At 66.0% G+C, this 23,896-nt stretch carries 20 protein-coding genes and 1 pseudogene; 12 read left to right on the top strand and 9 right to left on the bottom strand.

What is annotated here, in order from left to right:
- Nucleotides 1-92: 92 nt before the first annotated feature.
- The 6 genes from ACZK13_RS13740 to ACZK13_RS13765 form a co-directional block, all read right to left on the bottom strand.
- Complete coding sequence (locus ACZK13_RS13740; RefSeq protein WP_478481819.1) at nucleotides 93-2,165, bottom strand: acyltransferase family protein; 2,073 nt, start codon at nucleotides 2,163-2,165, stop codon at nucleotides 93-95.
- A gap of 48 nt (nucleotides 2,166-2,213) precedes the next feature.
- A complete protein-coding gene (locus ACZK13_RS13745; RefSeq protein ID WP_032127660.1) occupies nucleotides 2,214-2,903 on the bottom strand; it encodes a DUF2058 domain-containing protein in 690 nt (229 codons plus the stop codon).
- A gap of 10 nt (nucleotides 2,904-2,913) precedes the next feature.
- Nucleotides 2,914-3,153 carry a SlyX family protein gene (locus ACZK13_RS13750; protein WP_019660397.1) on the bottom strand — a complete coding sequence of 80 codons (240 nt, stop codon included), beginning with the start codon at nucleotides 3,151-3,153 and terminating at the stop codon, nucleotides 2,914-2,916.
- On the bottom strand, nucleotides 3,146-4,495 hold the full coding sequence (locus ACZK13_RS13755; protein ID WP_032127659.1) for a UDP-glucose dehydrogenase family protein: 1,350 nt from the start codon (nucleotides 4,493-4,495) through the stop codon (nucleotides 3,146-3,148). The genes ACZK13_RS13750 and ACZK13_RS13755 overlap by 8 nt, the downstream gene beginning before the upstream one ends.
- Nucleotides 4,496-4,518: 23 nt before the next feature.
- The gene (locus ACZK13_RS13760) at nucleotides 4,519-5,496 is read right to left on the bottom strand and encodes an FKBP-type peptidyl-prolyl cis-trans isomerase N-terminal domain-containing protein (protein ID WP_019337358.1); all 978 of its coding nucleotides are present in this window, start codon (nucleotides 5,494-5,496) and stop codon (nucleotides 4,519-4,521) included.
- 96 nt (nucleotides 5,497-5,592) lie between these two features.
- On the bottom strand, nucleotides 5,593-6,180 hold the full coding sequence (locus tag ACZK13_RS13765) for a glutathione peroxidase (RefSeq protein WP_019337359.1): 588 nt from the start codon (nucleotides 6,178-6,180) through the stop codon (nucleotides 5,593-5,595).
- Between the two features lie 615 nt (nucleotides 6,181-6,795).
- Here ACZK13_RS13765 and ACZK13_RS13770 point away from each other — a divergent pair.
- The 6 genes from ACZK13_RS13770 (at nucleotide 6,796) to ACZK13_RS13795 (ending at nucleotide 11,137) form a co-directional block, all read left to right on the top strand.
- Nucleotides 6,796-7,155 carry a GntR family transcriptional regulator gene (locus tag ACZK13_RS13770; protein WP_006453095.1) on the top strand — a complete coding sequence of 120 codons (360 nt, stop codon included), beginning with the start codon at nucleotides 6,796-6,798 and terminating at the stop codon, nucleotides 7,153-7,155.
- Nucleotides 7,155-8,030, top strand: coding sequence for an ABC transporter ATP-binding protein (locus ACZK13_RS13775; protein WP_032130455.1), 876 nt, complete (start codon nucleotides 7,155-7,157; stop codon nucleotides 8,028-8,030). Before ACZK13_RS13770 ends, ACZK13_RS13775 begins: the two co-directional genes overlap by 1 nt.
- The gene (locus ACZK13_RS13780) at nucleotides 8,027-9,055 is read left to right on the top strand and encodes an ABC-2 transporter permease (RefSeq protein WP_253144048.1); all 1,029 of its coding nucleotides are present in this window, start codon (nucleotides 8,027-8,029) and stop codon (nucleotides 9,053-9,055) included. Before ACZK13_RS13775 ends, ACZK13_RS13780 begins: the two co-directional genes overlap by 4 nt.
- Nucleotides 9,056-9,080: 25 nt before the next feature.
- Nucleotides 9,081-9,968: a DUF4097 family beta strand repeat-containing protein gene (locus tag ACZK13_RS13785; protein WP_125892127.1), complete on the top strand. Its 888-nt coding sequence runs from the start codon at nucleotides 9,081-9,083 to the stop codon at nucleotides 9,966-9,968.
- 31 nt (nucleotides 9,969-9,999) lie between these two features.
- Nucleotides 10,000-10,605 (top strand): YggN family protein, encoded by a 606-nt coding sequence (locus ACZK13_RS13790; RefSeq protein WP_164081210.1) that lies wholly within the window; start codon nucleotides 10,000-10,002, stop codon nucleotides 10,603-10,605.
- A 106-nt stretch (nucleotides 10,606-10,711) separates the two neighbouring features.
- Nucleotides 10,712-11,137: a hypothetical protein gene (locus tag ACZK13_RS13795; RefSeq protein ID WP_125892130.1), complete on the top strand. Its 426-nt coding sequence runs from the start codon at nucleotides 10,712-10,714 to the stop codon at nucleotides 11,135-11,137.
- A gap of 104 nt (nucleotides 11,138-11,241) precedes the next feature.
- On the opposite strand, the pseudogene ACZK13_RS13800 reads toward ACZK13_RS13795, so the two are convergent.
- A pseudogene (locus tag ACZK13_RS13800) lies at nucleotides 11,242-12,667 on the bottom strand (class II fumarate hydratase).
- 294 nt (nucleotides 12,668-12,961) lie between these two features.
- On the opposite strand from ACZK13_RS13800, the gene purB reads away from it, so the two are divergent.
- From purB to lpdA, 6 genes are all read left to right on the top strand, one after another.
- A complete protein-coding gene (gene purB, locus ACZK13_RS13805) occupies nucleotides 12,962-14,329 on the top strand; it encodes an adenylosuccinate lyase (RefSeq protein ID WP_478481820.1) in 1,368 nt (455 codons plus the stop codon).
- Nucleotides 14,330-15,062: 733 nt separating this feature from the next.
- Nucleotides 15,063-16,478: a ribosomal protein uL16 3-hydroxylase gene (locus tag ACZK13_RS13810; protein WP_478444837.1), complete on the top strand. Its 1,416-nt coding sequence runs from the start codon at nucleotides 15,063-15,065 to the stop codon at nucleotides 16,476-16,478.
- 9 nt (nucleotides 16,479-16,487) lie between these two features.
- Nucleotides 16,488-17,384 (top strand): GNAT family N-acetyltransferase, encoded by an 897-nt coding sequence (locus ACZK13_RS13815; RefSeq protein WP_478481822.1) that lies wholly within the window; start codon nucleotides 16,488-16,490, stop codon nucleotides 17,382-17,384.
- 186 nt (nucleotides 17,385-17,570) lie between these two features.
- Entirely contained in the window at nucleotides 17,571-20,402 is a 2,832-nt protein-coding gene (locus tag ACZK13_RS13820; protein WP_032129626.1) for a 2-oxoglutarate dehydrogenase E1 component, read from the top strand.
- Between the two features lie 40 nt (nucleotides 20,403-20,442).
- A complete protein-coding gene (sucB, locus tag ACZK13_RS13825; protein ID WP_032129627.1) occupies nucleotides 20,443-21,642 on the top strand; it encodes a dihydrolipoyllysine-residue succinyltransferase in 1,200 nt (399 codons plus the stop codon).
- A gap of 63 nt (nucleotides 21,643-21,705) precedes the next feature.
- On the top strand, nucleotides 21,706-23,142 hold the full coding sequence (gene lpdA / locus ACZK13_RS13830; protein ID WP_478481824.1) for a dihydrolipoyl dehydrogenase: 1,437 nt from the start codon (nucleotides 21,706-21,708) through the stop codon (nucleotides 23,140-23,142).
- Nucleotides 23,143-23,291: 149 nt separating this feature from the next.
- Here the strand turns inward: lpdA and ACZK13_RS13835 are convergent, their stop codons facing one another.
- Both ACZK13_RS13835 and ACZK13_RS13840 read right to left on the bottom strand, forming a co-directional pair.
- Nucleotides 23,292-23,540, bottom strand: coding sequence for a hypothetical protein (locus ACZK13_RS13835; RefSeq protein WP_253143566.1), 249 nt, complete (start codon nucleotides 23,538-23,540; stop codon nucleotides 23,292-23,294).
- Entirely contained in the window at nucleotides 23,537-23,749 is a 213-nt protein-coding gene (locus tag ACZK13_RS13840; protein ID WP_010486834.1) for a hypothetical protein, read from the bottom strand. The genes ACZK13_RS13835 and ACZK13_RS13840 overlap by 4 nt, the downstream gene beginning before the upstream one ends.
- Nucleotides 23,750-23,896 lie beyond the last annotated feature (147 nt).

Below are 23,896 nucleotides of genomic sequence, written 5' to 3' on the forward strand. Positions count from 1 at the left end.
CCTGGTCGGCGCACTGCTGTGCTTTTTCGCACCGAGCCTGCCACTGATCCGCGCACGCCGGAGCCGCTTCAAGGCCTGACGCCGGCGCGGTCCTACTGCTGCAGCAGTACCTGCTGCAGCGACGGCAGCAGCACACGGTTGCCATGCGCGCTGAGGTGATCGCCATCGAAGAACAACGGCCGGCCATCGCGCTGCGCCGGGCACAGCACGTCACCACACAGCACCGGCATCGGATCCCGCAGCACACCCCCTGGCAGGCCATCGACCACCTGCTGCAGGCTGCCCAGCATCGGCGCACGCAGCGTTTCCATCGCCTCACGCGTGCTGTCCAGGCCGTTGCGGCAGACCTCGTTGCGTGAATTGAAGCGGTCAGAGCAGCGATACGGCGGCGCCGGCAGCACCGGTTTGGGCGCCTCCAGCACAATTCGCACACCGCGCTCGGCCAACGGTTTCCACTGGGTGATCGCCTCGGCCACTTCGGCCTCGCGTCCTGCAGTGGCTTCCGGGGTCACCTCGCCCGCCAGCTGCGCCTGCGCATCGAACAATACGAACTGATCGGACAAGCGCGGTATCCGCAGCGACACCAGCACCACGGCATCACCTGGCTGCGCACGCTGCGTGACATCGGCGAGCATCGCTGCGTCGAAATCACTGCAACCGGCACCCGCGCCGCGCCACTTCTGCAGGCTCACCTGCGGGCATCCACCACGACCGTAGAGAATTACCTCCGAGCCACTCTCAAGCGCCAGCCGCTGCAGCAGCTCGATGTAGGCCATTGCATGCGAATCGCCAGCAACGAACACCTGCTTCGGCGCACCGGCAGGCGCCGGCCGATCGCAGTCACCACGCGCATAGGTCCGCATGCTGCCACCTTCGAAGCGTCGCTTGGTGGTCACCAGGCTGCAGTCGGGATAGTCGCCTGCCACGCTCTTGCCGTTGGGATACCAGTCGCCGGGATGCCGACTGACCGTGCTCAGTGATATCCGCGGTGCCTGCAGGTACAGCAGCGTCTGGGTGCCGGCCGCGACCAGCAGCACAACCGAACCTGCCAGCACCCAGCGACCCGGGCGCAGACGCTGCGCCAAGGGGCCCCGGAACGGTTGCTCCACCCAGCGCCACGACAACCACGACAGCAGCAGCACCAGCGCCATCGCAGCACTCATCTGCAGGGGTGTCTGCAGGCCCACGGTCCAGCGCATCAGCACGAATACCGGCCAGTGCCACAGATACAGCGAGTACGACAGCAGGCCGATGGAGCGCATCGGCCTGCTGGCCAACAGGCGTGCCACCCAGGACCGGGGATGATGATGCAGCGCCCACAGCAGGCCTGCCGCCGCAAAGGTCGGCAGCAGGCCATCAGGCCACGGCGAACGTCGGGCCCGTGCGGTCCACAATGCCCAGCACAGCAAGGCCAGCGCCACCATCGCGAGCAGCGAGAACACGGGCGCAGCGCGCTTCAGTGCAATCGTCGTCACCGCATCCACTGGCTGGCGAACATGCAGCAGCTGGAACAGCAGTACGCCAACGCCCAGCTGCCACAGCCGCGTAGTGGTGGCGTAGAACGCCCACGATGGCGGCGCCTCGCGCAGGCCCAGCACCGCCGCATGCAGCAGCGACGCCGCGCTGACCACGGCAAACAGGCCAAGGCTGATCCAGCGCCCGCGCGCGCCGCGCGCCCAGGCCAGGAACAGCAGCGGGAACAGCAGGTAGAACTGTTCCTCCACGCCCAGCGACCAGGTATGGGTATAGGGATTGAATTCGGCCTTGGGCGCGAAATAGTCGTTGCCGATCAGCGCCAGCACCCAGTTGCTGAAGCCGAAGAATGCCATCAGCCCGGTCTTGTCACTGGCCTCGCTGAGCCAGGACTCGGGAATGAACAGCACGCTGCCGACGGCGGTCAACAGCAGGCAGCTGATCAGCGCAGGTGCGATGCGGCGGATGCGACGCGAATAGAAGCGCAGCATCGACTGCCACAGCGACAACGGCGGCAGCCGGTGCACCGACGCGCTGACCACGAACCCGGAAATGACGAAGAACACGTCTACGCCGGTGAACCCGCCCGGCAACCAGGCCGGGTCCAGGTGGAACACGATGACGGCCAGCACGGCAATCGCGCGCAGGCCGTCAATGTGCGGCACGTAGCCGCGGCTTGGATCAGCGGTCATCCCTTCCCCCCAACCGCGGGGGCAGTGCCGTCCGCGGTGGTTGCGCCTTTACCAGACCAGGTCGTCCGGCACCTGGTACTGCGGATCCGCATACGGATCTTCCTCGGCCGGCGCATTCGGATCGACCTTCAGCGCCACCGAGGCGGCGAACACCGCCTCGGACTGTGCCAGCACGTCGGCCGTTACCAGCAGGTAGCGGCCATTGAGCTGGACCACACCCAGCTCACCGGCATTGAGCGCGGTCAGCTGTTCGGCGGTCACATAGATGCGCTTGATCTTGCCGCCATACGGGAAGTGGCGGGCGATGTCCGCTGCCTCGGCGTTGAGGCTCTTGTCCTTCAGCAGTTCTTCCAGCTTGGCCTTCGCCTCGCGGCGCACGCGTGCTTCTTCCTGCTTCAGGCGCTCGGTCTCGATGCGCTCTTCCTTCTCCCGCTGCGCCCGGATGGCATAGGCCTTGGCCAGGTCCATCTCTTCGGTGCTGCGCGGCTTGCGCGGGCCCTGCTGGCCCTGGCCACCGCGGGCATGCCCGCCGGGCTTGCCCGCGCCATGGCCCTGCCCACGACGCTCACCGGGCTTGTGCTCGCCCTTGCCTGCGCCCTGCGGCTTTCCATTGCCGTTGCCGTTGCCACCCTTGCCCTGCGGGCGGCCATCACGGCGGGGGCCATCATTCTTGCGCTCGGGCTTGGGCGCGGGCTTGAAGCCCAGGCCCATCAGCTGGTCGCGGAGGGTATCGCTCATAGGATTCGGATCAGTAGTGCGGCGGCGGCGGTTCGCTCGCCGGATCGGAAGAATTCAGTGCGTTGCGGACCTTGCCCAGGTCTTCCAGCAGCACGCGCAGCACATCGGCGTTGCGCATGCCCTGCATGCGGGCATCAGCCAGCGCGTCGCTCAGCTCGGCCAGCGCCTGTTCCTGGAAGGACACGCGCATTTCCAGCTCGACCAGGCGCGCTTCCAGCGCCTGCTCGCGTTCAGTGGGCAGATCAGACATGCAACGAGCGCCCCCGGCCAATGCCGTAGTACGCAAGACCTGCGGCTTCCACTTCGCCCGGCTCATACAGGTTGCGGCCGTCGAACACCGCCGCATCCTTCAGCTGCTCGCGCAGCTTCTGGAAGTCGGGGCTGCGGAACTGCTTCCACTCGGTCACCACCACCAGCGCGTCGGCACCCTGCAGCGCCTCATCGGCACTGTTGCAGAACACCAGATCATCGCGTTCGCCGAAGATGCGCTGCGACTCGTGCATCGCCTCCGGATCGTAGGCACGCACCGTCGCACCGCCTTCCCACAGCTGCGCCAGCAGTCGACGGCTGGAGGCCTCACGCATGTCGTCGGTGTTCGGCTTGAAGGCCAGACCCCATACGGCGAAGGTCTTTCCACGCACGCCCTCGTCCTCGCCCTTGTCGTAATGACGCTGGATGAGGGCAAACAGATGGCCCTTCTGCGCATCGTTGACCGCTTCAACCGCATTGAGCAGCTTCGGCTCAAGGCCATACTGCTGGGCGGTACGGGCCAATGCCTGCACATCTTTGGGGAAGCACGAGCCGCCGTAACCGGCACCCGGATAGATGAAGTGCCAGCCGATGCGTGGATCCGAACCAATGCCCTGGCGGACCTGCTCGACATCGGCACCGACGCGTTCAGCGATGTTGGCGATTTCATTCATGAACGAAATCTTGGTCGCCAGCATCGCATTCGCGGCGTACTTGGTCAGTTCGGCCGAACGCACGTCCATTTCCACCACGCGGTCGTGGTTGCGGTTGAACGGCGCGTACAGGCGACGCATCACCGCCACCGACTCTTCGTTCGCCGCACCGATGATGATGCGGTCCGGGCGCATGCAGTCCGCAACCGCATCGCCTTCCTTCAGGAATTCCGGGTTGGACACCACGTCGAAGGCGATGTCCGCGCCACGCGCGGCCAGCTCTTCGGCAATGGCGGCACGCACCTTGTCGGCGGTGCCGACCGGCACCGTCGACTTGTTCACCACCACGGTCGGCACACTCATGTGCCGACCAATGGTTCGGGCTACGGCAAGCACGTATTGAAGATCGGCACTGCCATCCTCGTCCGGCGGCGTACCAACGGCGATGAACACCACCTGGCCGTGATCGATGGCGGCCGCGGCATCCGTGGTGAACGCCAGCCGCGCTGCGGCATGATTGGCCTTCACCATCGGCTCCAGGCCGGGTTCATAGATCGGGATGATGCCCTGGTTGAGGCCATCCACCTTGGCCTGGTCGATATCGACACAGACCACCTGATGACCAACATCGGCCAGGCAGGTACCGGTCACCAGTCCAACGTAGCCGGTACCAAAAATCGCAACGCGCATATCCGTATTCGCTCCTGAATGACTTACGGCAGAACGCCCAGCAGCTCGACGTCGAACGTCAGAGTCGCGTTCGGGCCGATCGGGCCGCCCGGGGTGCCGTTCTCACCGTAGGCGAGTTCGCCCGGGATCCAGAAGCGGTACTTCGAACCGACCGGCATCAGCGCGACGCCTTCGGTCCAGCCCTTGATCACCTGGTCCAGGCCGAACTCGGCCGGCTGGCGGCCGTAGGAACTGTCGAACACGGTGCCGTTGAGCAGCTTGCCTTCGTAGTTCACGCGCACCTTGCTGCTCGGCAGCGGGCGCTCGCCGCTACCCGGGCGGATCACCTGGTACTGCAGGCCCGACGAGGTGGTCACCACGCCCGGCTGGGTCTTGTTCTTGGCCAGGAATGCGTTGCCTTCCGTGCGGTTGGTCTGCGCAGCCTGGGCGGCCTTGGCCTGCATTTCAGCCTGCTTGGCACCCATGAAGGCCTGGATGGTGGCGGTCGCGTCAGCTTCCGTCATCTTCGGCTGGCCCTTGGTCAGGCCGGTGCTGATTGCGTCAAACAACGAGGCGACATCGATATCGTCCTTCAGCTGCGCCAGCGACGGACCCACCGAGTAGGAGCCGATCATCTGCGACACCTTGACGCGGTCGACCTTCGGCGGCTGCGAGCCCGGTGCCACGCCCGGCACCTGCTGGCCGCTGCGGGCCATAACGACCTGGCGCAGGGCGGCATCGGTGGCCTTGGCCTGTTCCTGGGTGATCTGCGGCTGCAGGCCCTCGAACGAACGCTCAACGGCGGTGCGCAGGGCGGCCACATCGATCTCATCGGCGATCGGGGTGAACGACTTGGCGACATCAAGGCCGATGGCGTAGCCGAGCTTCTGCTTGGGGGAATTCAAGGTTGCGGTCTCCTTGGCGGCTGCGGGGGCAGCCGGTTGTTGCGACAGAGCGACACCCGAAGTGCCCATCGCCAGAATCAGAACCGACGCCGCGGCGCCGCGCATTCCCATCTTCATTCGCTGCATTCCTGGAAGTGTCTGGGCGCCGACGTCGGCGCGAAAAGAAACATTGTCGCACGCATGCCGTCGATGTCGAGGCATGCGTGCTGGATATCAATGCGTGGCGGCTGCCGCCAGCGCCTTGTCGATGGCCGCGGTCAGCTGCGGATCGTCCGGCGTCACCTTGCTGGCGAACTGGGCAATGACCTTGCCATCGCGGCCCACGAGGTACTTGTGGAAGTTCCAGGCCGGCGCAACGCCGGTCGCTGCGGTCAACCGCTGGTACAGCGGCGTGGCCTGCGTGCCGACCACATGCACCTTCTCGAACATCGGGAACTTGACGCCGTAGGTCAGGGTGCAGAAGTCCTGGATCTGCTTCTCGTCACCCGGTTCCTGGCCCTTGAAGTCATTGGAAGGAAAGCCCAGCACCGCAAAACCGCGGCCTGCATAGCGCTTCTGCAGCGCCTCCAGCCCTTCGTACTGCGGCGTGTAGCCACACTTGCTGGCGGTGTTGACCACCAGCAGCACCTGCCCGTGATAGCGCTGCTGCAGATTCACCTGCTGCTTGCTGGCCAACGGCCGGTATTCCAGATCGAGCAGGTCGGCCGCCAGCGCGCTGGCGGAACCGGCGGCGCCGGCCACCATCAGGGCCAGCAGGGACAGGCCGCGCAGGCGGCACGGGGAAACGGTCGGCAGGGGCATCAGAGGCGGTCCGCGGTAGCCATTCACAAGGCCCGGCCAGTGCTGGCCGGGAATCGGCCGAACTATAGCACCGGGCTCTGGAGCCCCTGATGGCACAGGTCCACCCCGGGCTTTGCGCGGCGTGGCGAATGTGCTGCCCGGGCGCCATCGAAGGCGCAGTGATGACATAGCATGGACATCACTGAATGGAAGGCCGCCCCGAAAAGCCCCTTGCAGAAGATTCATTTCCCTTTTAAATCAATCGACTAAAGGGATGTTTCAGCAATCTGACCACCCCTGCCATCAGTTGGGGACGGCAAGGGGTTGCACGTAGGCGTGCCGGTGTTATAGTTGCATACAACACCAGTCACCTGAGACAGGGGGAAGCCATGAACGTCCGGATCCGTCGCAACCTCACCGCACCCGCGGCCGTCGCTGTTTCGACCCTGCTCGTGCTGGCCTGGTGGGCCACGCCCACCGCCCCTGTTTCCGCCGCTGCTGAAAGTGCGCAGGACGCGACTCTCTCCCCCGCAGGGAACGCCCCCTCCTCCTCCCCCCTCCCCCGCGTCGGCTGCACAGCGCGCTGTCCATGCCGTATTTCTCGTTCGCCCAGCCGCTGACCCCACGGAGCTGAATATGAGCGACATCCAGTGGAGCGACGGCGCTCCCATCTACCGTCAGTTGAAGGAGCGCGTGATCGCCATGATGCTCGACGGAATCCTCAAGCCGGGCGATGCCCTGCCTTCGGTGCGCCAGGTGGCCGCCGACTATCAACTCAACCCCATCACCGTTTCGCGCGCTTACCAGGAGCTGGCCGACGAAGGCCTGGTCGAGAAGCGCCGCGGCCTGGGCATGTTCATGACCGAGCAGGCGGCCACGCAGCTGCGCAGCAGCGAACGCGACCGTTTCCTCAACGAAGAATGGCCGGCGGTTCTGGAGCGCATCCAGCGCCTGGGCCTGAGCCTCGACGAATTGCTGCCCCAGGGGAAAGTCTGATGAATAGCACTGCAAGTGAGTCGGTCATCACCGCCCGAGGCCTGCGCAAGGCCTACAAGACCACGGTCGCCCTCGACAACGCCAGTTTCAGCATTCCAAGCGGGCGCATCGTCGGCCTGATCGGGCCCAATGGCGCCGGCAAGACCACCGCGCTGAAGGCCATTCTTGGGCTGACCTCGGTGGAGGGTGAACTGAGCGTGCTCGGCCGCGACCCGCGACTGCACCGCGACGAACTGATGAACGACATCTGCTTCATCGCCGACGTCGCCGTGCTGCCGCGCTGGCTGAAGGTGCGCGAGGCGATCGATTTCGTGGCCGGCGTCCACCCGCGCTTCGACCGCGCCCGCTGCGAACGCTTCCTGGCCAACACCAAGCTGCAGCCGAAGCAGCGCGTGCGCGAGCTGTCCAAGGGCATGATCGTGCAGCTGCACCTGGCGCTGGTGATGGCCATCGATGCCCGCATCCTGGTGCTGGACGAGCCGACCCTCGGCCTGGACATCCTGTACCGCAAGGAGTTCTACCAGCGCCTGCTGGAAGACTACTTCGACGAACAGAAAACCATCATCGTCACCACCCACCAGGTGGAGGAGATCGAGCACATCCTCAGCGACGTGATGTTCATCCGCGATGGCCGCATCGTGCTCGACGCGGAAATGGACGACGTCGGCCAGCGCTATACCGAGCTGCTGGTCAATGCCGACCAGCTGGACACCGCGCGCGCCCTGAAGCCGATCGACGAGCGCAGCCTGGCGTTCGGCAAGACGGTGATGCTGTTCGATGGCGTGCCGCGCACCCAGCTTTCCTCTCTCGGCGAGACCCGCATCCCGGGCCTGGCCGACCTGTTCGTCGCCATCATGAAGGGGACCTACGCATGAATGCCATCAAGCACCCCATCAGCCCGATCGGCACCCTGCGCTGGCTGCTCAAGCGCGAGTACTGGGAGAACCGCGGCGGCTTCCTGTATGCCCCGTTGATCGCGGGCCTGATCTCACTGGTGATGAGCATCGCCGGCATTGCCTTCGGCCTGTTCGCGCTGAACCGTGCGGCACGCGACGGCGGCCTGCACATCGATGGCGAGAACGTGAACATCAACGGCCTGAACCTGGCCCTGCTCACCCGTGACATCAGTGCCAAGGACCTTGCTGATCTTGGCAACGGCCTGGACCTGACTCTGGTACTCAGTTCAAGCTGGCCGTTCGTGGTGCTGGCCTTCGTCGTGTTCTTCTACTGCCTGGGCGCCCTGTACGACGATCGCCGCGACCGCAGCATCCTGTTCTGGAAGTCGTTGCCGCTGTCGGACACGCAGACCGTGCTGTCCAAGGTGATCAGCGCACTGATCGTGGCACCGTTGATCGCGGTCATCGCCGGCATCCTCACCATGTTCGGCTTCATGCTGATCATCAGTGCCGTCGCGCTGCTGCACGGTGGCAGCCCGATGACCCTGATCTGGGGCCCGGCCAGCCCGCTGACCCTGGCCGCTGGGCACCTGTCCTGGATTCCGGTCTATGCCCTGTGGGCCCTGCCCACCGCCGGCTGGCTGTTGCTGTGCTCGGCATGGGCCAGGAGCAAGCCGTTCCTGTGGGCGGTAATGTTGCCGCTGTTTGCCGGCATCATTGTCAGCTCCACCAAGATGATGCCGCTGTTCGGCCTGACCACCGGCTGGTTCTGGCAGAACATCGTCGGCCGCCTGCTGCTGGGCGGCGTGCCCGGCATGGACCTGCTGTATCGCCTCGGCGCCGACGAAGCATCGCGCCGCGATCTGGACTCGGTCGTCAGCCTGATGTCCCCCGCCTCGCAGCTGAAGTCGCTGGCGATACCGGAGCTGTGGATCGGCGCCGTCGTCGGTGCAGTGTTCATCTTCCTTGCCATCCGCCTGCGCAAGCGCGCCGGCGAGATCTGATCCCATCCATCCGGAGGCACCACCCATGCGTTCTTTGCTCGCCTGTTCTGCGTTGTTGCTGTTGCCGTTGTCGGCGCTGGCCGCCGATGCTCCGAACTGCAAGTTCACTGCCGCCCGCGCACTGAAGCTGGACGTGGCTGGTGCCAGGACGGTGGTGTTCGAGGTCAATCAGCATGACCTGAAGGTGGTCGCCAGCGCTGGCGGCGGCCAGCTGGACGGCCGCGCCTGCGCGTCCAGCCAGGAATGGCTGGACCAGCTGGTGCTGGAGCAGCGCAAGGTCGGCGACAAGCTGGTGGTGAGCCTGCGCCGCGACGGCCGCCAAAGCGGCATCAGCCTGGGCAACAGCTACGCCTGGCTGGATATCCGTGGCAGCGTGCCGGACAACATCCCGCTGCAGTTCAAGATCGGCTCGGGCGATGCCAGCGTGGAGAACGCACAGTCGCTGAGCGTGGACGTGGGTTCCGGTGACGCCGTGGTCCGCGGTACCCGCGGCAGCATCCACGCTGCAGTGGGTTCGGGCGACCTCAACATCGATGGCGGCAGCTCCCTGAATCTGCTGTCGCTGGGTTCCGGCGACGTCACCGTACGCAACATCAGCGGCGATGCCAGCACCGGTACCGTCGGCTCCGGTGACCTGAAGATCAGCGATGTGCGTGGCAACGCGCGACTGGATACCGTGGGCTCGGGTGATATCGAGTTCAAGCGCGTGCAGGGCAGCGTTGAAGTGGGCGTGGTCGGCTCCGGCGGGGTCGATCTGGCCGACATCGGTGGCAATGTGCATGTCCGCAGCCACGGCTCGGGCGACATCAACGTCGACGGCGTGCGCGGCACCCTGACCGTCGACCACAGCGGCAGCGGTGACGTCGATCATCGCAACGTCAGCGGCCGGGTCACTCTGCCGCGCAGCAAGTAAACCCTCTTCCAGACACTACCAGGGGAACACCATGAACCTGTTGCGCCTGTTGCCCGCTGTGCTGCTGTCCCTGCCGCTGATCGCCTGCGGCGGCACGTCGTCAGCACCCGACAAGACCGTTGGCAAGAGTGTGGCCGAAGCCACAGGCGGCGTCGGCGAGACCGTCAGGAACGCGATGGACGATGCCCGCAAGGATATCGCCCAGGGCAACATCAAGATCTCGGCGGACAAGCAGCCGCGTGCGGAGATCACGCCGGATGGCCGCCTGCTGATCGCGGGCAAGGAGATCGCCGCCAACGATATCCAGCGCCGTCATCTGCAGGACTACCGCGGCCACGTGGTCGCCATCGCGATGGACGGCATGGATGTCGGCCTGGCCGGCGCCAAACTGGGTGCCAGTGCTGCCGGCGAAGCGCTGAAGGGCATTTTCAGTGGCGACAGCGAAGGTGTCGAAAAGCGCATCAATGCCGAAGCCGAGAAGATCGAAGCCCAGGCCAAGCGCATCTGCGACCGCCTTCCGGCGATGCTGGCCAGCCAGCAGGCGCTCGCACGTGAACTGCCAGCATTCAAGCCCTACGCGACCATGGACCAGAGCGACGTGGACGACTGCGGCAAGGACACCGTGGTCCAGCGCTAGGCCTGTGACAGATCAGCGCACCCGGCCGGCAGCGGCGTCCGGCTGCCGGCCGTAGTGCGCCGCCCGGCTTACAATGGCGGCCCCGGACGCCCCCGAACCGAATGTCATGAAGAAGTTGTTTCTGCTGTTGACCGCCCTGCTCTGCCTTGGCCTGGCCGGCTGTGACCAGGAGTACCGCAACCACCGCGCCGAGCGTGGCAAGCCCAAGATTTCCGTCAGCGAAGGCATGGTCACCGTGCGTCGCCCGCCCGCGCCGAACATCATCATCCTCGCCGACGGCACGATGAAGATGGACGAGATCCAGATTCCGCTGGACGACGGGCAGAAACAGATGCTGCAGACCATGTTCGGCAAACTGCAGGTGCTGCGCCAGAACACCCTGGTGGCCGCACCGGCCGATCCCAACATGCAGCCGGTGAAGATCCAGCCGCCGGAGGGCATGGACGTGATTCCGGCGGACCTGATCCAGCGCATCCCGGAGTTCAAGGATTACACCGACACCTTCGGCAACATCGTCGCCGACCGTCGCTGAAAAAAAACGCCGCCCAAAGGGCGGCGTTTCTGCTTTCTGTAGAGTCGAGCCACGCTCGACTCCGGAACAACAGTCGAGCATGGCTCGACTCTACAACCGGCCGATCAACCGCCGGCGCCGCCGCCACCGGCCTGGATGCCACCGGCGGTCAGCGCGGTCGGGTCCAGCAGGCGACGCAGCTCGGCCTCCTCCAGTCCACTGTCCTCCAGCGCCACATCCAGCACCGGGCGCTGTTCCTTGTACGCGCTTGGCGATCGCCGCCGCCTTCTCGTAGCCGATGATCGGGTTGAGGGCGGTAACCAGGATCGGGTTGCGCGCCAGCGCCTCGGCAACGCGGTCCTCGCGCACCTTCAGCCCGGCAATCGCACTGTCGGCCAGCAGGGTGGACACGTTGGCCAGCAGGCCGATGCCATCGAGCAGGTTCACTGCGATCAGCGGCAGGGTGACGTTGAGCTGGAAGTTGCCGGTCTGCCCGGCCACGGTGATCGCAGTGTGGTGACCGATCACCTGTGCACAGGCCATCACCGTCGCTTCCGGAATCACCGGGTTGACCTTGCCCGGCATGATCGAGCTGCCCGGCTGCAGCGCCGGCAGTTCGATCTCGCCCAGCCCGGCCAGCGGACCGGCGTTCATCCAACGCAGGTCGTTGGCGATCTTGATCAGCGCCACCGCCAGCGCATTGAGCTGACCGGAAAGCTCCACCGCGTCGTCCTGTGCGGCCAGGCCTTCGAACTTGTTCTCGGCACTGTCGAACTTGAAACCGGTCTGCTGCTTCAGTGCCTTGGCCACCTGTGCACCGAAGCGCGGATCGGCATTGATGCCGGTGCCGATGGCGGTGCCACCCAGCGGCAGCCGGCGCACGCGCTTGAGGCTGTCTTCGATACGCTCCTGCGCCGACGCCAGCTGCGCCGACCACGCGCCGAATTCCTGCTCGAAGGTCAGCGGCATCGCATCCATCAGGTGGGTGCGGCCGGTCTTGACCACCTTGCGCAGGCTGCGGCCCTTCTTGTCCAGGGTCTTGCGCAGGTGCACCAGCGCCGGCAGCAGCTGCTCATGCGTCGCCAACACCGCCGACACCCGCAACGCGGTCGGAATCACGTCGTTGGAACTCTGCCCCTGGTTGACGTGGTCATTGGGGTGCACACTGGTCTTGCCCGCCTTGCCGGCACGGTTGGCCAGGGTGGCGATGACCTCATTGGCATTCATGTTCGACGACGTGCCAGAACCCGTCTGGTAGACATCGATCGGGAACTGCGCGTCCCAGTTGCCGGCGGCCACTTCGGCGGCAGCGGTCTGGATGGCCTTGGCCACGTTCTTCGGCAGGTGGCCCAGTTCTGCGTTGACGCTCGCGGCGGCGCCCTTGACCAGGCCCAGGGCACGGATGAAACCGCGCGGCATGCGCTGGCCCGACACCGGGAAGTTCTGCACGGCACGCTGGGTCTGGGCGCCCCACAGGGCGTCCGCAGGCACCTGCAGCTCGCCCATGCTGTCGTGTTCGATTCTGAAACCCTTGCTTGCAGCTTTGCTCATTGCATCAACTCCGCACTACTTCAGTTGGGGAAAGGGAAGCGGCGGCTGGCAGGGTGTCGCTTCCCGGGCTGGCGGCTGCGCCAACGATACTCCCTTGCCCGCAGCGTGGGATGACGAGGGCGGGCCAGATCGTTTCATCCGCAGGGCCGATCTGCACGCGCAAGGGGTAGTGCCGGCCGCTGGCCAGCAATCCATGGAATCGTGGGCCGGGCGTGGTTGCCGGCCAGCGGCCGGCACTACCTCACCGGCACGTCGTAGAATATGGCCCCCGCCGCTCGCCCCAGCCCTGCCGACATGTCCGATTCCGCCCTGCTCGCCCTGTCCCCGCTCGATGGCCGCTATGCCGGCAAGGTCGACGCCCTGCGCCCGATCTTCTCCGAGTACGGCCTGATCAAGGCCCGCATCACGGTCGAAGTGGAGTGGTTGCTGGCCCTGGCCGCCGAGCCGGGCATCGTCGAACTGGCCCCGTTCTCCGACGCCGCCATCGCGCGCCTGCGTGCCCTGGCCGCCAGCTTCAGCCCGGTCCAGGCCGCGCGCGTGAAGGAGATCGAACGCACCACCAACCATGACGTCAAGGCGGTGGAGTACTTCATCAAGGAACAGCTGAAGGACGACGCCGAGCTGGCCCCGGCGCTGGAATTCGTGCATTTCGCCTGCACCAGCGAAGACATCAACAACCTCAGCTACGGCCTGATGCTGGAACAGGCCCGCCGCGAGGTGGTGCTGCCGACCCTGGACGGCATCGCCAACAGCCTGCGCAGCCTGGCCCACGCCCAGGCCGGCCAGCCGATGCTGTCGCGCACCCACGGCCAGACCGCCTCGCCGACCACGCTGGGCAAGGAACTGGCCAACGTGGTCGCCCGCCTGGAACGCCAGCGCAGGCAGATCGCCGCGGTCGAACTGACCGGCAAGATCAATGGCGCGGTGGGCAACTACAACGCCCACATCGCCAGCTACCCGGACGTGGACTGGCCGGCCTTCGCCGAGCGCTTCGTGACCGGCCTGGGCCTGGTGTTCAACCCGTACACCACGCAGATCGAACCGCACGACAACATCGCCGAGATCGGTGATGCCGCACGCCGCGCCAACATCATCCTGATCGACCTGGCCCGTGACATCTGGGGCTACGTTTCGCTTGGCTACTTCAAGCAGCGCCTGAAGGAAGGCGAAGTCGGCTCGTCGACGATGCCGCACAAGGTCAACCCGATCGATTTCGAGAATGCGGAAGGCAACTTCGGCATTGCCAATGCGCTGTTCGAGCACTTCAGCGCGAAGCTGCCGATCAGCCGCTGGCAGCGTGACCTGACCGACTCCACCGTGCTGCGTGCACTGGGTACCGCGTTCGGCCACAGCCAGGTGGCGCTGGATTCGCTGGCCAAGGGCCTGGGCAAGCTGGAAGTGAACCCGCAGCGCCTGGATGCCGATCTGGATGCGGCCTGGGAAGTGCTGGCCGAGGCCGTGCAGACGGTGATGCGTCGCCACGGCCTGCCGAACCCGTACGAACAGCTGAAGGCGCTGACCCGCGGCCAGGGCATCACCGCCGAGTCGATGCGGGCGTTCGTGCAGGGGCTGGAGCTGCCGGCGGATGCGAAGCAGCGCCTGCTGGAGATGACCCCGGGCAGCTACACCGGCCTGGCCGAGTCGCTGGCGAAGAAGATTTAAGGAGTTTCCTTTGCGGCGGCGGCCGCGGGCGCTGCCTGCGGCAGGCAACAGCAACAGCAACATCAACGTCAATAGCGGCTCTGGGTTTTTGCCGTGCTTGGCGGGGCGGGTTGGATTCGCGGGACACGCCGTGAACCCGTCCTTGGGGGCTCGATGGCGCCATCCATGGCGCCAACGGTCCCGCGAACCCAACCCGCCCCACCTCTGACAGATTCCCGGTGACGGATCGAAGAGCATTGGGTTGTCGGGACGGAATTTGAAAGAGGGACGCGGCTTCGCCGCGTCCCTCTGTTGTTTTTGGCTGATTGTAGAGCCGAGCCCATGCTCGACTGCTTGTTCCAACAGCAAGCCGAGCATGGGCTCGGCTCTACAGGAGCATGAGCAAGCGCAGCGCGCGACCCGCTTTTGCCTTTGATCTTCTTCTTCCATTCCGTGGCGGGCCGCGCCGGAAACTGTCAGGGGCCGGGCGGGTGGGCCATGCAGGGGCGATGGCGCCATGGATGGCGCCATCGAGCTTACAAGGACGTACTTGCAGCGTCCCCTGCATGGCCCACCCGCCCGGCCAAGCGCGGCTTTTGATTCTGAACCACCCCGCCACGAGGGGCTCCGCCGTTGGCCGGACACCCCGCGACAAACCCGCGCACGTGCGCAATCCCCACGAACGGCGGACAATGGAGATCTCAGGCGGCCCGCCGCGCCGCCCCTCCCGCTTTCCGCTGCAAGGAACTCCCCCATGGCCGCCCGCAAGTCCTCCGCCCCCCTCATCGAAGTCACCGCCCGCCCCGGCCAGCCGCTGGGCATGGCGCCGGCCACCTTCCTGCGCGACTTCTGGCAGAAACGCCCGCTGCTGATCCGCAACGCCTTCCCCAACTTCCAGACCCCGGTGCAGCCGGAAGACCTGGCCGGGCTGGCCTGCGAGGAAGGCGTGCTGGCACGCCTGATCGAGCACGACAAGACCCAGGACGGCTGGCGCGTACGCACCGGTCCATTCCAGGAAGACGTGTTCCCCGCCCTGCCCGACCACGACTGGACCCTGCTGGTGCAGGACGTGGACAAGTGGGACCCGGACGTGCGCGCCCTGATCGAGCACTTCAGCTTCCTGCCGCGCTGGCGCATGGATGACGTGATGATCAGCTTCGCCGCCACCGGCGGCTCGGTCGGCGCCCACGTCGACCAGTACGACGTGTTCCTGCTGCAGGCCCATGGCCATCGCCGCTGGCAGATCGATGCCAGCGAATCGATCAAGGGCAAGCAGCCGCCGCTGGGCTTCCGCCCCGACGTGGAGCTGAAGCTGCTGAAGGTGTTCAAGCCGACCCACGACTGGGTGCTGGCGCCGGGCGACATGCTGTACCTGCCGCCGAACGTGCCGCACCACGGCGTCGCCGAAGATCCCTGCCTGACATTCTCGTTCGGCATGCGCGCGCCGTCTTCGGCCGAGCTGATCAGCGACTACCTGGACACCCTGATCGCCGATGCCGACGAGAACATCCGCTACCAGGATGCCGACCTGAAGGTGCCGGCCGACCCGAACGAAATCGACACGGTGGCGATGGCGCGGGTGATCACCGCGCTCAACGCCATCCGCATGAACGACCCGGACAAGCTGGGCGACTGGTTCGGCCGCTTCATCACCACCTACCGCGCGGCCGGCGAAGTGATGGCCCACCAGGCCGCACCGGCACAGGAAGAAGTGGTCCAGGCCCTGGCATCGGGCCTGCTGCTGCAGCGCCACCCGTGGGCCCGGCTGGCCTGGCGCCGGGCCAAGCGTGGCGCCAGCCTGTATGTCAGCGGCCAGGACTTCGCGCTGCCGGTGAAGGACGCGCAGCGCCTGGCTGGCACCGAACAGCTGGACGCCGCCGCTTATCGCGGCCTGTCCGACAAGGGCCGTGCCGTGGTCCAGCAGCTGCTGGTCGGCGGGGTGTTCCAGCTGATCGACCCGAATGAGGTATACGAGGCCGAAGACGAGGAAGACGGCGAGGATGCCGTGGTGCTCGGCGAGGTCGTCGAAGGCCGCGACCGCGTGGATGCGATCGACGCCGACGCGGTGTCCGACGATGTCCACTCCGTGACCGTACACGACGACGGCATCGAGGTCATCGTCAACTTCGAGGACGACGAGGAAGACGACAGCGGTGCTGGCCGCGCCTGAGTCGCCACCATGATCCGGGTCCAGCAGGTCAGCCACGCCGATGCCCACGTTGCCATCCACGAGGTGCGCCAACGCGTGTTCGTGCAGGAACAGGGCATCGCCGCCGAGCTGGAACGCGATGCGCTGGACCCGGTCAGTGCCCATGTGCTGGCGCTGGACAGTGACAACCAGCCGGTCGGCACGGGCCGGCTGGCCCCGGATGGCCGCATCGGCCGCATGGCGGTGCTGGCCAGCCATCGCAGCCACGGGGTCGGCGGGGCCCTGCTGGAAGCACTGGTGGAGGCCGGGCGCCGGCTCGGCCTGGCCGAGCTGCATCTGCACGCCCAGCTGCCCGCCCGTGACTTCTATGCCCGCCAGGGTTTCCTGCCCGAAGGCGAGGTGTTCGAGGAGGCCGGCATCGGCCACCAGCAGATGCGCCGCCGGCTGGGCGCGGCCAGCGCCATCGACAGCCGCGCCGAGGCGGTGGCCACCACCACGGCCATCATCCACCGCGCCCGTCGGCAGCTGTGGCTGCACAGCCGCCAGCTGGACCCCGGACTGCTCGACGCGCCCCCGGTACAGGCCGCCCTGCGCCGCTTCGTCACCGCCCGCCACGACAAGCAGCTGCGGGTGATCGTGCACGACGCCGCCGCGATCGCCTCTAGCGGGACGCCGCTGCTGGCGCTGGCCCAGCGCCTGCCCAGCGTGATCCAGTTCCGCGAGGTCACCGACCCGGTCGACCGTGCACTGGCCTCGGCCTGCCTGCTCAACGATGCGGGCGACTTCTACTTTCGTCTGATCGGCCATCGCCTCGACGGCGAAGCCGGCATCGCGCTGCCGGCATGTTCGCAGCCGTTCGAGCAGCAATTGCAGCGCGTCTGGGACCGTTCGCGTGATTGCAGCGAACTGCGCGCACTCGGCATCTGAGCGGAGCGGGCTGACTCAACCTGTCTGGAACCGGCACCGGGGGACGCGCGATACCTCTGGTGGTGCCCCTTCGTGTCCGGTTGGGGGTACAATTTGGCTGTTTGAACGCGCCCGCGCAGGGCTATTCATCTTCCTGCCGGGTCCTTCTGAAGCCATACCCCACAAAGCGAATCAACACCCTCCATCGTGGACAATCAACTGAAGCAGTTTGCGCAATCTTCGCAACTCGCCGGCGGCAACGCCTCCTATGTCGAGGACCTGTACGAGCAGTACCTGGTCTCCCCGGATAGTGTCGATCCCAAATGGAAAACCTACTTCGACGGCTTCAAGGGCCGTGAAGCAGGTGACATTCCGCACTCGGCCGTCATCTCCCACATTGCGGACGCGGCCAAGGATGCGCTGAAGGCCGGTACCGGCAACGGTGCAGGCGACGAGCGCGAGCGCAATGTCGGTCGTCTGATCACTGCCTACCGTTCGCGCGGCCACCTGGACGCCCGCCTCGATCCGCTGGGCCTGGCCGCACCGGTCAACACCCCGGACCTGGGCCTGCCGTTCCACAGCCTGTCCGATGGCGACCTCAACAGCGAGTTCAGCACCGGCGGCGTCGGTGGCCAGCCGCGCATGAAGCTGCGCGACCTGCTGGCACGCCTGAAGGCGACCTACACCGGCTCGATCGGTGCGGAGTTCATGCACATCTCCGAGGTCGAGCAGCGCCAGTGGATCTACAAGAAGCTGGAACTGGCCGGTGGCAACTACCAGCTGGACGCTGATACCCAGCGCCGCACCCTGGAGCGCCTGACCGCAGCTGAAGGCCTGGAGCGCTACCTGCACACCAAGTACGTCGGCCAGAAGCGCTTCTCGCTGGAAGGCGGCGACTCGCTGATCCCGATGATGGACACCATCATCCGCAGCGCCGGCAAGGATGGCGTCAAGGACGTGGTGATCGGCATGGCCCACCGCGGCCGCCTGAACGTGCTGGTCAACACCCTGGGCAAGAACCCGCGCAAGCTGTTCGACGAATTCGAAGGCAAGTTCGAGCACGACGAGCACGCCTCGGCCGGTGACGTGAAGTACCACATGGGCTTCTCGGCCGACGTCGCCACCGATGGCGGCCCGGTGCACCTGGCGCTGGCGTTCAACCCGTCGCACCTGGAAATCGCTGACCCGGTCGTGGCCGGTTCCGTGCGTTCGCGCCAGGAGCGCCGCAAGGACACCGCGCGCAAGCAGGTCATGCCCATCCTGATCCACGGCGACGCGGCCTTCTCCGGCCAGGGCGTCGTCATGGAACTGTTCCAGATGTCGCAGGCCCGCGGCTTCGCCGTCGGCGGCACCGTGCACATCGTGGTCAACAACCAGGTCGGCTTCACCACCTCCAACCCGCTGGACACGCGTTCCACGCGCTATGCCACCGACGTGGCGAAGATGATCGCCGCCCCGGTGCTGCACGTGAACGGCGATGATCCGGAAGCCGTTGTGTTCGCCGCGCAGCTGGCCTTCGAGTTCCGCCAGAAGTTCGCCAAGGACGTGGTCATCGACCTGATGTGCTACCGCCGCTGGGGCCACAACGAGGCCGACGAACCGGCGATCACCCAGCCGCTGATGTACCAGGTGATCCGCAAGCACGCCACCACCCGCGAGATGTACGCCGAGCAGCTGGAAAAAGCGGGCGTGATCGCCGCCGGTGCCGGCAAGGCGATGGTCGATGCGTACCGCGAGAAGCTGGATGCCGGTGAAGTGACCACCGAGCTGGCCAAGGTCGAGAAGACCCCGCCGACCAGCCCGCTGTTCGTCGATTGGCCGAAGCTGCTGGAAGGCAAGCTGTCCGACCCGATCTCGACCAAGGTCGAGAAGAACAAGCTGGTCGAGCTGGCCAAGCTGATCAACACCATTCCGGACGAAGTGCAGCTGCACTCGCGCGTGGCCAAGGTCTACGACGACCGCCGCAAGATGGCCGCTGGCGAGATCCCGGGCGACTGGGGCTTTGCCGAGAACCTGGCCTACGCCACCCTGCTCGACGAAGGCAGTGCCCTGCGCCTGGTGGGCCAGGACGTGGGGCGCGGTACGTTCACGCACCGCCACGCGATCCTGCACGACCAGAAGACCGACAACTACTACATGCCGCTGCGGCAGCTGGTGGATTCGCCGGAGAAGGCCACCGTCATCGATTCGCTGCTGAGCGAAGAAGCGGTGATGGCCTACGAGTACGGCTTCTCCACCACCGATCCGAACACGCTGTGCATCTGGGAAGGCCAGTTCGGCGACTTCGCCAACGGTGCCCAGGTCGTCATCGACCAGTTCATCGCCGCCGGTGAAGCCAAGTGGGGCCGCATCTCCGGCCTGACCCTGCTGCTGCCGCATGGTTATGAAGGGCAAGGCCCGGAACACAGCTCGGCGCGCCTGGAGCGCTTCCTGCAGCTGTGCGCGCTGGAGAACATGCTGGTGGTGGTGCCGTCGACCCCGGCACAGGCCTTCCACATGCTGCGTCGCCAGCAGCACCTGACCACCCGCAAGCCGCTGGTGGTGATGTCGCCGAAGTCACTGCTGCGCCACAAGCTGGCCGTGTCGACCCTGGACGAGCTGGCCAACGGCGAGTTCCAGCACCTGATCGGCGACGCCAATGCGGACGCCAAGAAGGTCAAGCGCGTGGTGCTGTGCTCGGGCAAGGTCTACTACGACCTGCTGGAAGACCAGACCAAGCGTGGCCAGGACGACGTGGCGATCATCCGCGTGGAGCAGCTGTACCCGTTCCCGCGTGCGCTGCTGGCTGCCGAACTGAAGAAGTACGGCAAGGCCACCGACGTGGTGTGGACGCAGGAAGAACCGCAGAACCAGGGTGCGTGGTACCAGATCCGCCACCACCTGCAGTTCTGCCTGGCCGATGGCCAGAACCTGCACTACGCCGGTCGCGCACGTTCGGCTTCGCCGGCTGCCGGTCACATGGCTGACCACGTCCGCGAACAGCAGCAGCTGGTCGCCGATGCACTGGTCAACCCGTTCAACGACACGTTCGCTGAATAATCCTCCCCCTATTTAGAAGACAAACCAGGAAGCTCCCGCAATGGCCACCGAAGTCAAAGCCCCGGTACTGCCCGAATCCGTCGCCGACGGCACCATCGCCACCTGGCACAAGAAGGTGGGCGACGCCGTCAAGCGCGACGAAAACCTGCTTGACCTGGAAACCGACAAGGTCGTCCTGGAAGTGCCGTCGCCGGTCGACGGCGTGCTCAAGGAAATCAAGTTCGCCGAAGGCTCGACCGTGACCTCCAGCCAGGTCGTGGCGATCATCGAGGAAGGCGCCGTCGCTGCTGCCCCGGCTCCGGCCGCTGAAGAGAAGAAGGCCGAGGCCGCTCCGGCCGCTGCCGCTCCGGCCGCCGCCGCTGCTCCGGCCCCGGCTGCCAAGTCGGCCGCCGACACCCTGCCGCCGGGCGCCCGCTTCACCGCCATCACCGAAGGCGTGAACCCGGCCGACGTCGACGGCACCGGCCGTCGCGGCGCGGTGACCAAGGAAGACATCGTCAACTTCGCCCGCAACGGCGGCGCCGGCAAGGCCGGTGGCGCACGTCCGGAAGAGCGCGTGCCGATGACCCGCATCCGCAAGCGCATCGCCGAGCGCCTGATGGAGTCGAAGAACTCGACCGCCATGCTGACCACCTTCAACGAAGTCGACCTGTCCAAGGTGTCGGCGGCGCGCAAGGAACTGCAGGACGAGTTCGTCAAGGCACACGGCATCAAGCTGGGCTTCATGAGCTTCTTCGTGAAGGCCGCTGCCAATGCCCTGCAGCGCTTCCCGCTGGTCAACGCCTCGATCGACGGCGACGACATCATCTACCACGGCTACTCGGACATCTCGATCGCCGTGTCGACCGAGAAGGGCCTGGTCACGCCGGTGCTGCGCAACGTCGAGCGCATGTCGTTCGCCGACATCGAGAAGACCATCGCCGACTACGCCAAGAAGGCCCGTGATGGCAAGCTGAGCCTGGAAGAACTGCAGGGCGGCACCTTCACCGTGACCAACGGCGGCACCTTCGGCTCGCTGCTGTCGACCCCGATCATCAACCCGCCGCAGAGCGCCATCCTCGGCATGCATGCCATCAAGGAGCGTCCGATCGCCCAGAACGGCCAGGTCGTGATCGCGCCGATGATGTACCTGGCGCTGTCCTACGATCACCGCATCATCGACGGCAAGGACTCGGTGCAGTTCCTGGTGGACATCAAGAACCAGCTGGAAAACCCGGGCCGCATGCTGTTCGGCCTGTAAGACACCTCCCGCCCCTCCGCGCCTGCGCGGAGGGGTTCTGGTAATGCATCAAGGAATAATTCAATGGCTGAACAATTCGACGTCGTCGTCATCGGTGCCGGCCCGGCCGGTTACCACGCTGCCATCCGCGCCGCGCAGCTGGGCCTGAAGACCGCCTGCATCGACGCAGCGCTGGGCAAGGACGGCAAGCCGGCGCTGGGCGGCACCTGCCTGCGCGTGGGCTGCATCCCGTCCAAGGCGCTGCTGGATTCCTCGCGCCAGTTCTGGAACATGGGCCACATCTTTGGCGACCACGGCATCAGCTTCAAGGATGCCAAGATGGACGTCGAAGCGATGGTTGGCCGCAAGGACAAGATCGTCAAGCAGTTCACCGGCGGCATCGCCATGCTGTTCAAGGCCAACAAGGTCGCAACCTACTACGGCTTCGGTGAACTGCAGCCGGGCAACGTGGTCAAGGTCACCCAGCATGACGGTTCCATCGTCGAGCTGAAGGGCACCAACGTCATCATCGCCGCCGGTTCGGATTCGATCGAACTGCCGTTCGCCAAGTTCGACGGCGAGACCATCGTCGACAACGTCGGCGGCCTGGACTTCACCGAAGTGCCGAACCGCCTGGCCGTGATCGGCGCCGGCGTGATCGGCCTGGAACTGGGCAGTGTGTGGAAGCGCCTGGGCGCTGAAGTCACCATCCTGGAAGCACTGCCGGAGTTCCTGGCCGTGGCCGACGCCGAAGTGGCCAAGACCGCTGCCAAGGAATTCAAGAAGCAGGGCCTGGACATCCGCCTCGGCGCCAAGGTCTCCAAGACCGAGATCACCGGCAAGGGCAAGAAGAAGGAAGTCGTTGTCACCTACACCGACAGCGAAGGCGAAAAGACCCTGACCGTGGACAAGCTGCTGGTGGCCGTTGGCCGTCGCGCCGCCACCAAGGGCCTGCTGGCCGAAGGCACCGGCGTCAAGATCAACGAGCGCGGCCAGATCGAAGTCGACGCGCACTGCCACACCGGCGTCAACGGCGTGTGGGCGGTCGGCGACTGCGTGCGTGGCCCGATGCTGGCGCACAAGGGCTTCGAGGAAGGCATCGCGGTGGCTGAGCTGATCGCCGGCCTGCCGGGCCACGTCAACTTCGACACCATCCCGTGGGTCATCTACACCGAGCCGGAACTGGCCTGGGTCGGCAAGACCGAAGCCCAGCTGAAGGCCGAAGGCATTCCGTACAAGGCTGGCAGCTTCCCGTTCGCCGCCAACGGTCGCGCCGTGGCGATGATCGAGCCGGCAGGCTTCGTGAAGATCCTGGCCCATGCCGAAACCGATCGCATCCTCGGCATGCACCTGGTCGGCGCCAACGTCTCCGAGCTGGTGCACGAAGGCGTGCTGACCATGGAGTTCAGCGGCTCGGCCGATGACCTGGCCCGTATCTGCCACGCTCACCCGTCGCTGTCGGAAGTGATCCACGACGCCGCGATGGCGGTCAGCAAGCGCGCCATCCACAAGGCGAACTGATCTGCATCCGGGTAGGTGCCGACCGTTGGTCGGCACGCGCCTGCAGACAAAAAACCCCGCCTCGGCGGGGTTTTTTGTTGGCGTTGATGATGTAGAACCGAGCCCACGCTCGGCTATCCCGGGAAAAGCAGCCGAGTATCGGCTCGGCGCTACACCTTTCCAGCAGGCTTCTTCGGTGGATCGTCGCAGACCCGATGCTGCACAACCGTCTCGCCGACCTTCCATTCCTTCGCGACCCTGCAGCGCTCCTTGGCTTTCTGCACAGAGACCGCGGCAGCATTTGCCTCGTCAGCCGCAGCAGTCTGCTGGCGTTCCAGCCACACCGACGGTGGCGCTGGAGGTGTGGCCAGTGCCGGCCCCGCGAGCAATGCCAGCGCCACCAGCAGCACCGTCCTCATGCGGCCACCGCCCTGCCACCGAGCAGGCGCGCCGGCAGCATGAACAGCGCGCGCAGGAACGCGAACAGGGCCGAGAAGGTGATGCCGACCAGGCGGAACGGCAGGCTCAGCAGCCACACGAACGGCCAGGCGATCAGGGCGAGGATCGCCAGCGGCCAGCACAGCACGAACAGCAGGCACCACACACCGAGCGCGAACAGGGTCTTCATCACGGTCTCCTTGTGGCGGCACCTTGCCGCCTGCGGACACCTTGGCGCCCCGCCCTGGCCGCCGGCAAACGGTTTGCGACGAAACCGGGCTGGGGGCGATGAAACCGGTGGTGGGGAAACCGGAGATTGATCAGGTTGCCGGCCAGC

The organism is Stenotrophomonas sp. 99219_Sma (assembly GCF_056480785.1).

Bases quoted from the DNA above. Each gene is read 5' to 3' on its own strand.
- ACZK13_RS13740 (WP_478481819.1), bottom strand. From the start codon at position 2,165: ATGACCGCTGATCCAAGCCGCGGCTACGTGCCGCACATTGACGGCCTG.
- ACZK13_RS13745 (WP_032127660.1), bottom strand. From the start codon at position 2,903: ATGAGCGATACCCTCCGCGACCAGCTGATGGGCCTGGGCTTCAAGCCC.
- ACZK13_RS13750 (WP_019660397.1), bottom strand. From the start codon at position 3,153: ATGTCTGATCTGCCCACTGAACGCGAGCAGGCGCTGGAAGCGCGCCTG.
- ACZK13_RS13755 (WP_032127659.1), bottom strand. From the start codon at position 4,495: ATGCGCGTTGCGATTTTTGGTACCGGCTACGTTGGACTGGTGACCGGT.
- ACZK13_RS13760 (WP_019337358.1), bottom strand. From the start codon at position 5,496: ATGAAGATGGGAATGCGCGGCGCCGCGGCGTCGGTTCTGATTCTGGCG.
- ACZK13_RS13765 (WP_019337359.1), bottom strand. From the start codon at position 6,180: ATGCCCCTGCCGACCGTTTCCCCGTGCCGCCTGCGCGGCCTGTCCCTG.
- ACZK13_RS13770 (WP_006453095.1), top strand. From the start codon at position 6,796: ATGAGCGACATCCAGTGGAGCGACGGCGCTCCCATCTACCGTCAGTTG.
- ACZK13_RS13775 (WP_032130455.1), top strand. From the start codon at position 7,155: ATGAATAGCACTGCAAGTGAGTCGGTCATCACCGCCCGAGGCCTGCGC.
- ACZK13_RS13780 (WP_253144048.1), top strand. From the start codon at position 8,027: ATGAATGCCATCAAGCACCCCATCAGCCCGATCGGCACCCTGCGCTGG.
- ACZK13_RS13785 (WP_125892127.1), top strand. From the start codon at position 9,081: ATGCGTTCTTTGCTCGCCTGTTCTGCGTTGTTGCTGTTGCCGTTGTCG.
- ACZK13_RS13790 (WP_164081210.1), top strand. From the start codon at position 10,000: ATGAACCTGTTGCGCCTGTTGCCCGCTGTGCTGCTGTCCCTGCCGCTG.
- ACZK13_RS13795 (WP_125892130.1), top strand. From the start codon at position 10,712: ATGAAGAAGTTGTTTCTGCTGTTGACCGCCCTGCTCTGCCTTGGCCTG.
- purB (WP_478481820.1), top strand. From the start codon at position 12,962: ATGTCCGATTCCGCCCTGCTCGCCCTGTCCCCGCTCGATGGCCGCTAT.
- ACZK13_RS13810 (WP_478444837.1), top strand. From the start codon at position 15,063: ATGGCCGCCCGCAAGTCCTCCGCCCCCCTCATCGAAGTCACCGCCCGC.
- ACZK13_RS13815 (WP_478481822.1), top strand. From the start codon at position 16,488: ATGATCCGGGTCCAGCAGGTCAGCCACGCCGATGCCCACGTTGCCATC.
- sucB (WP_032129627.1), top strand. From the start codon at position 20,443: ATGGCCACCGAAGTCAAAGCCCCGGTACTGCCCGAATCCGTCGCCGAC.
- lpdA (WP_478481824.1), top strand. From the start codon at position 21,706: ATGGCTGAACAATTCGACGTCGTCGTCATCGGTGCCGGCCCGGCCGGT.
- ACZK13_RS13835 (WP_253143566.1), bottom strand. From the start codon at position 23,540: ATGAGGACGGTGCTGCTGGTGGCGCTGGCATTGCTCGCGGGGCCGGCA.
- ACZK13_RS13840 (WP_010486834.1), bottom strand. From the start codon at position 23,749: ATGAAGACCCTGTTCGCGCTCGGTGTGTGGTGCCTGCTGTTCGTGCTG.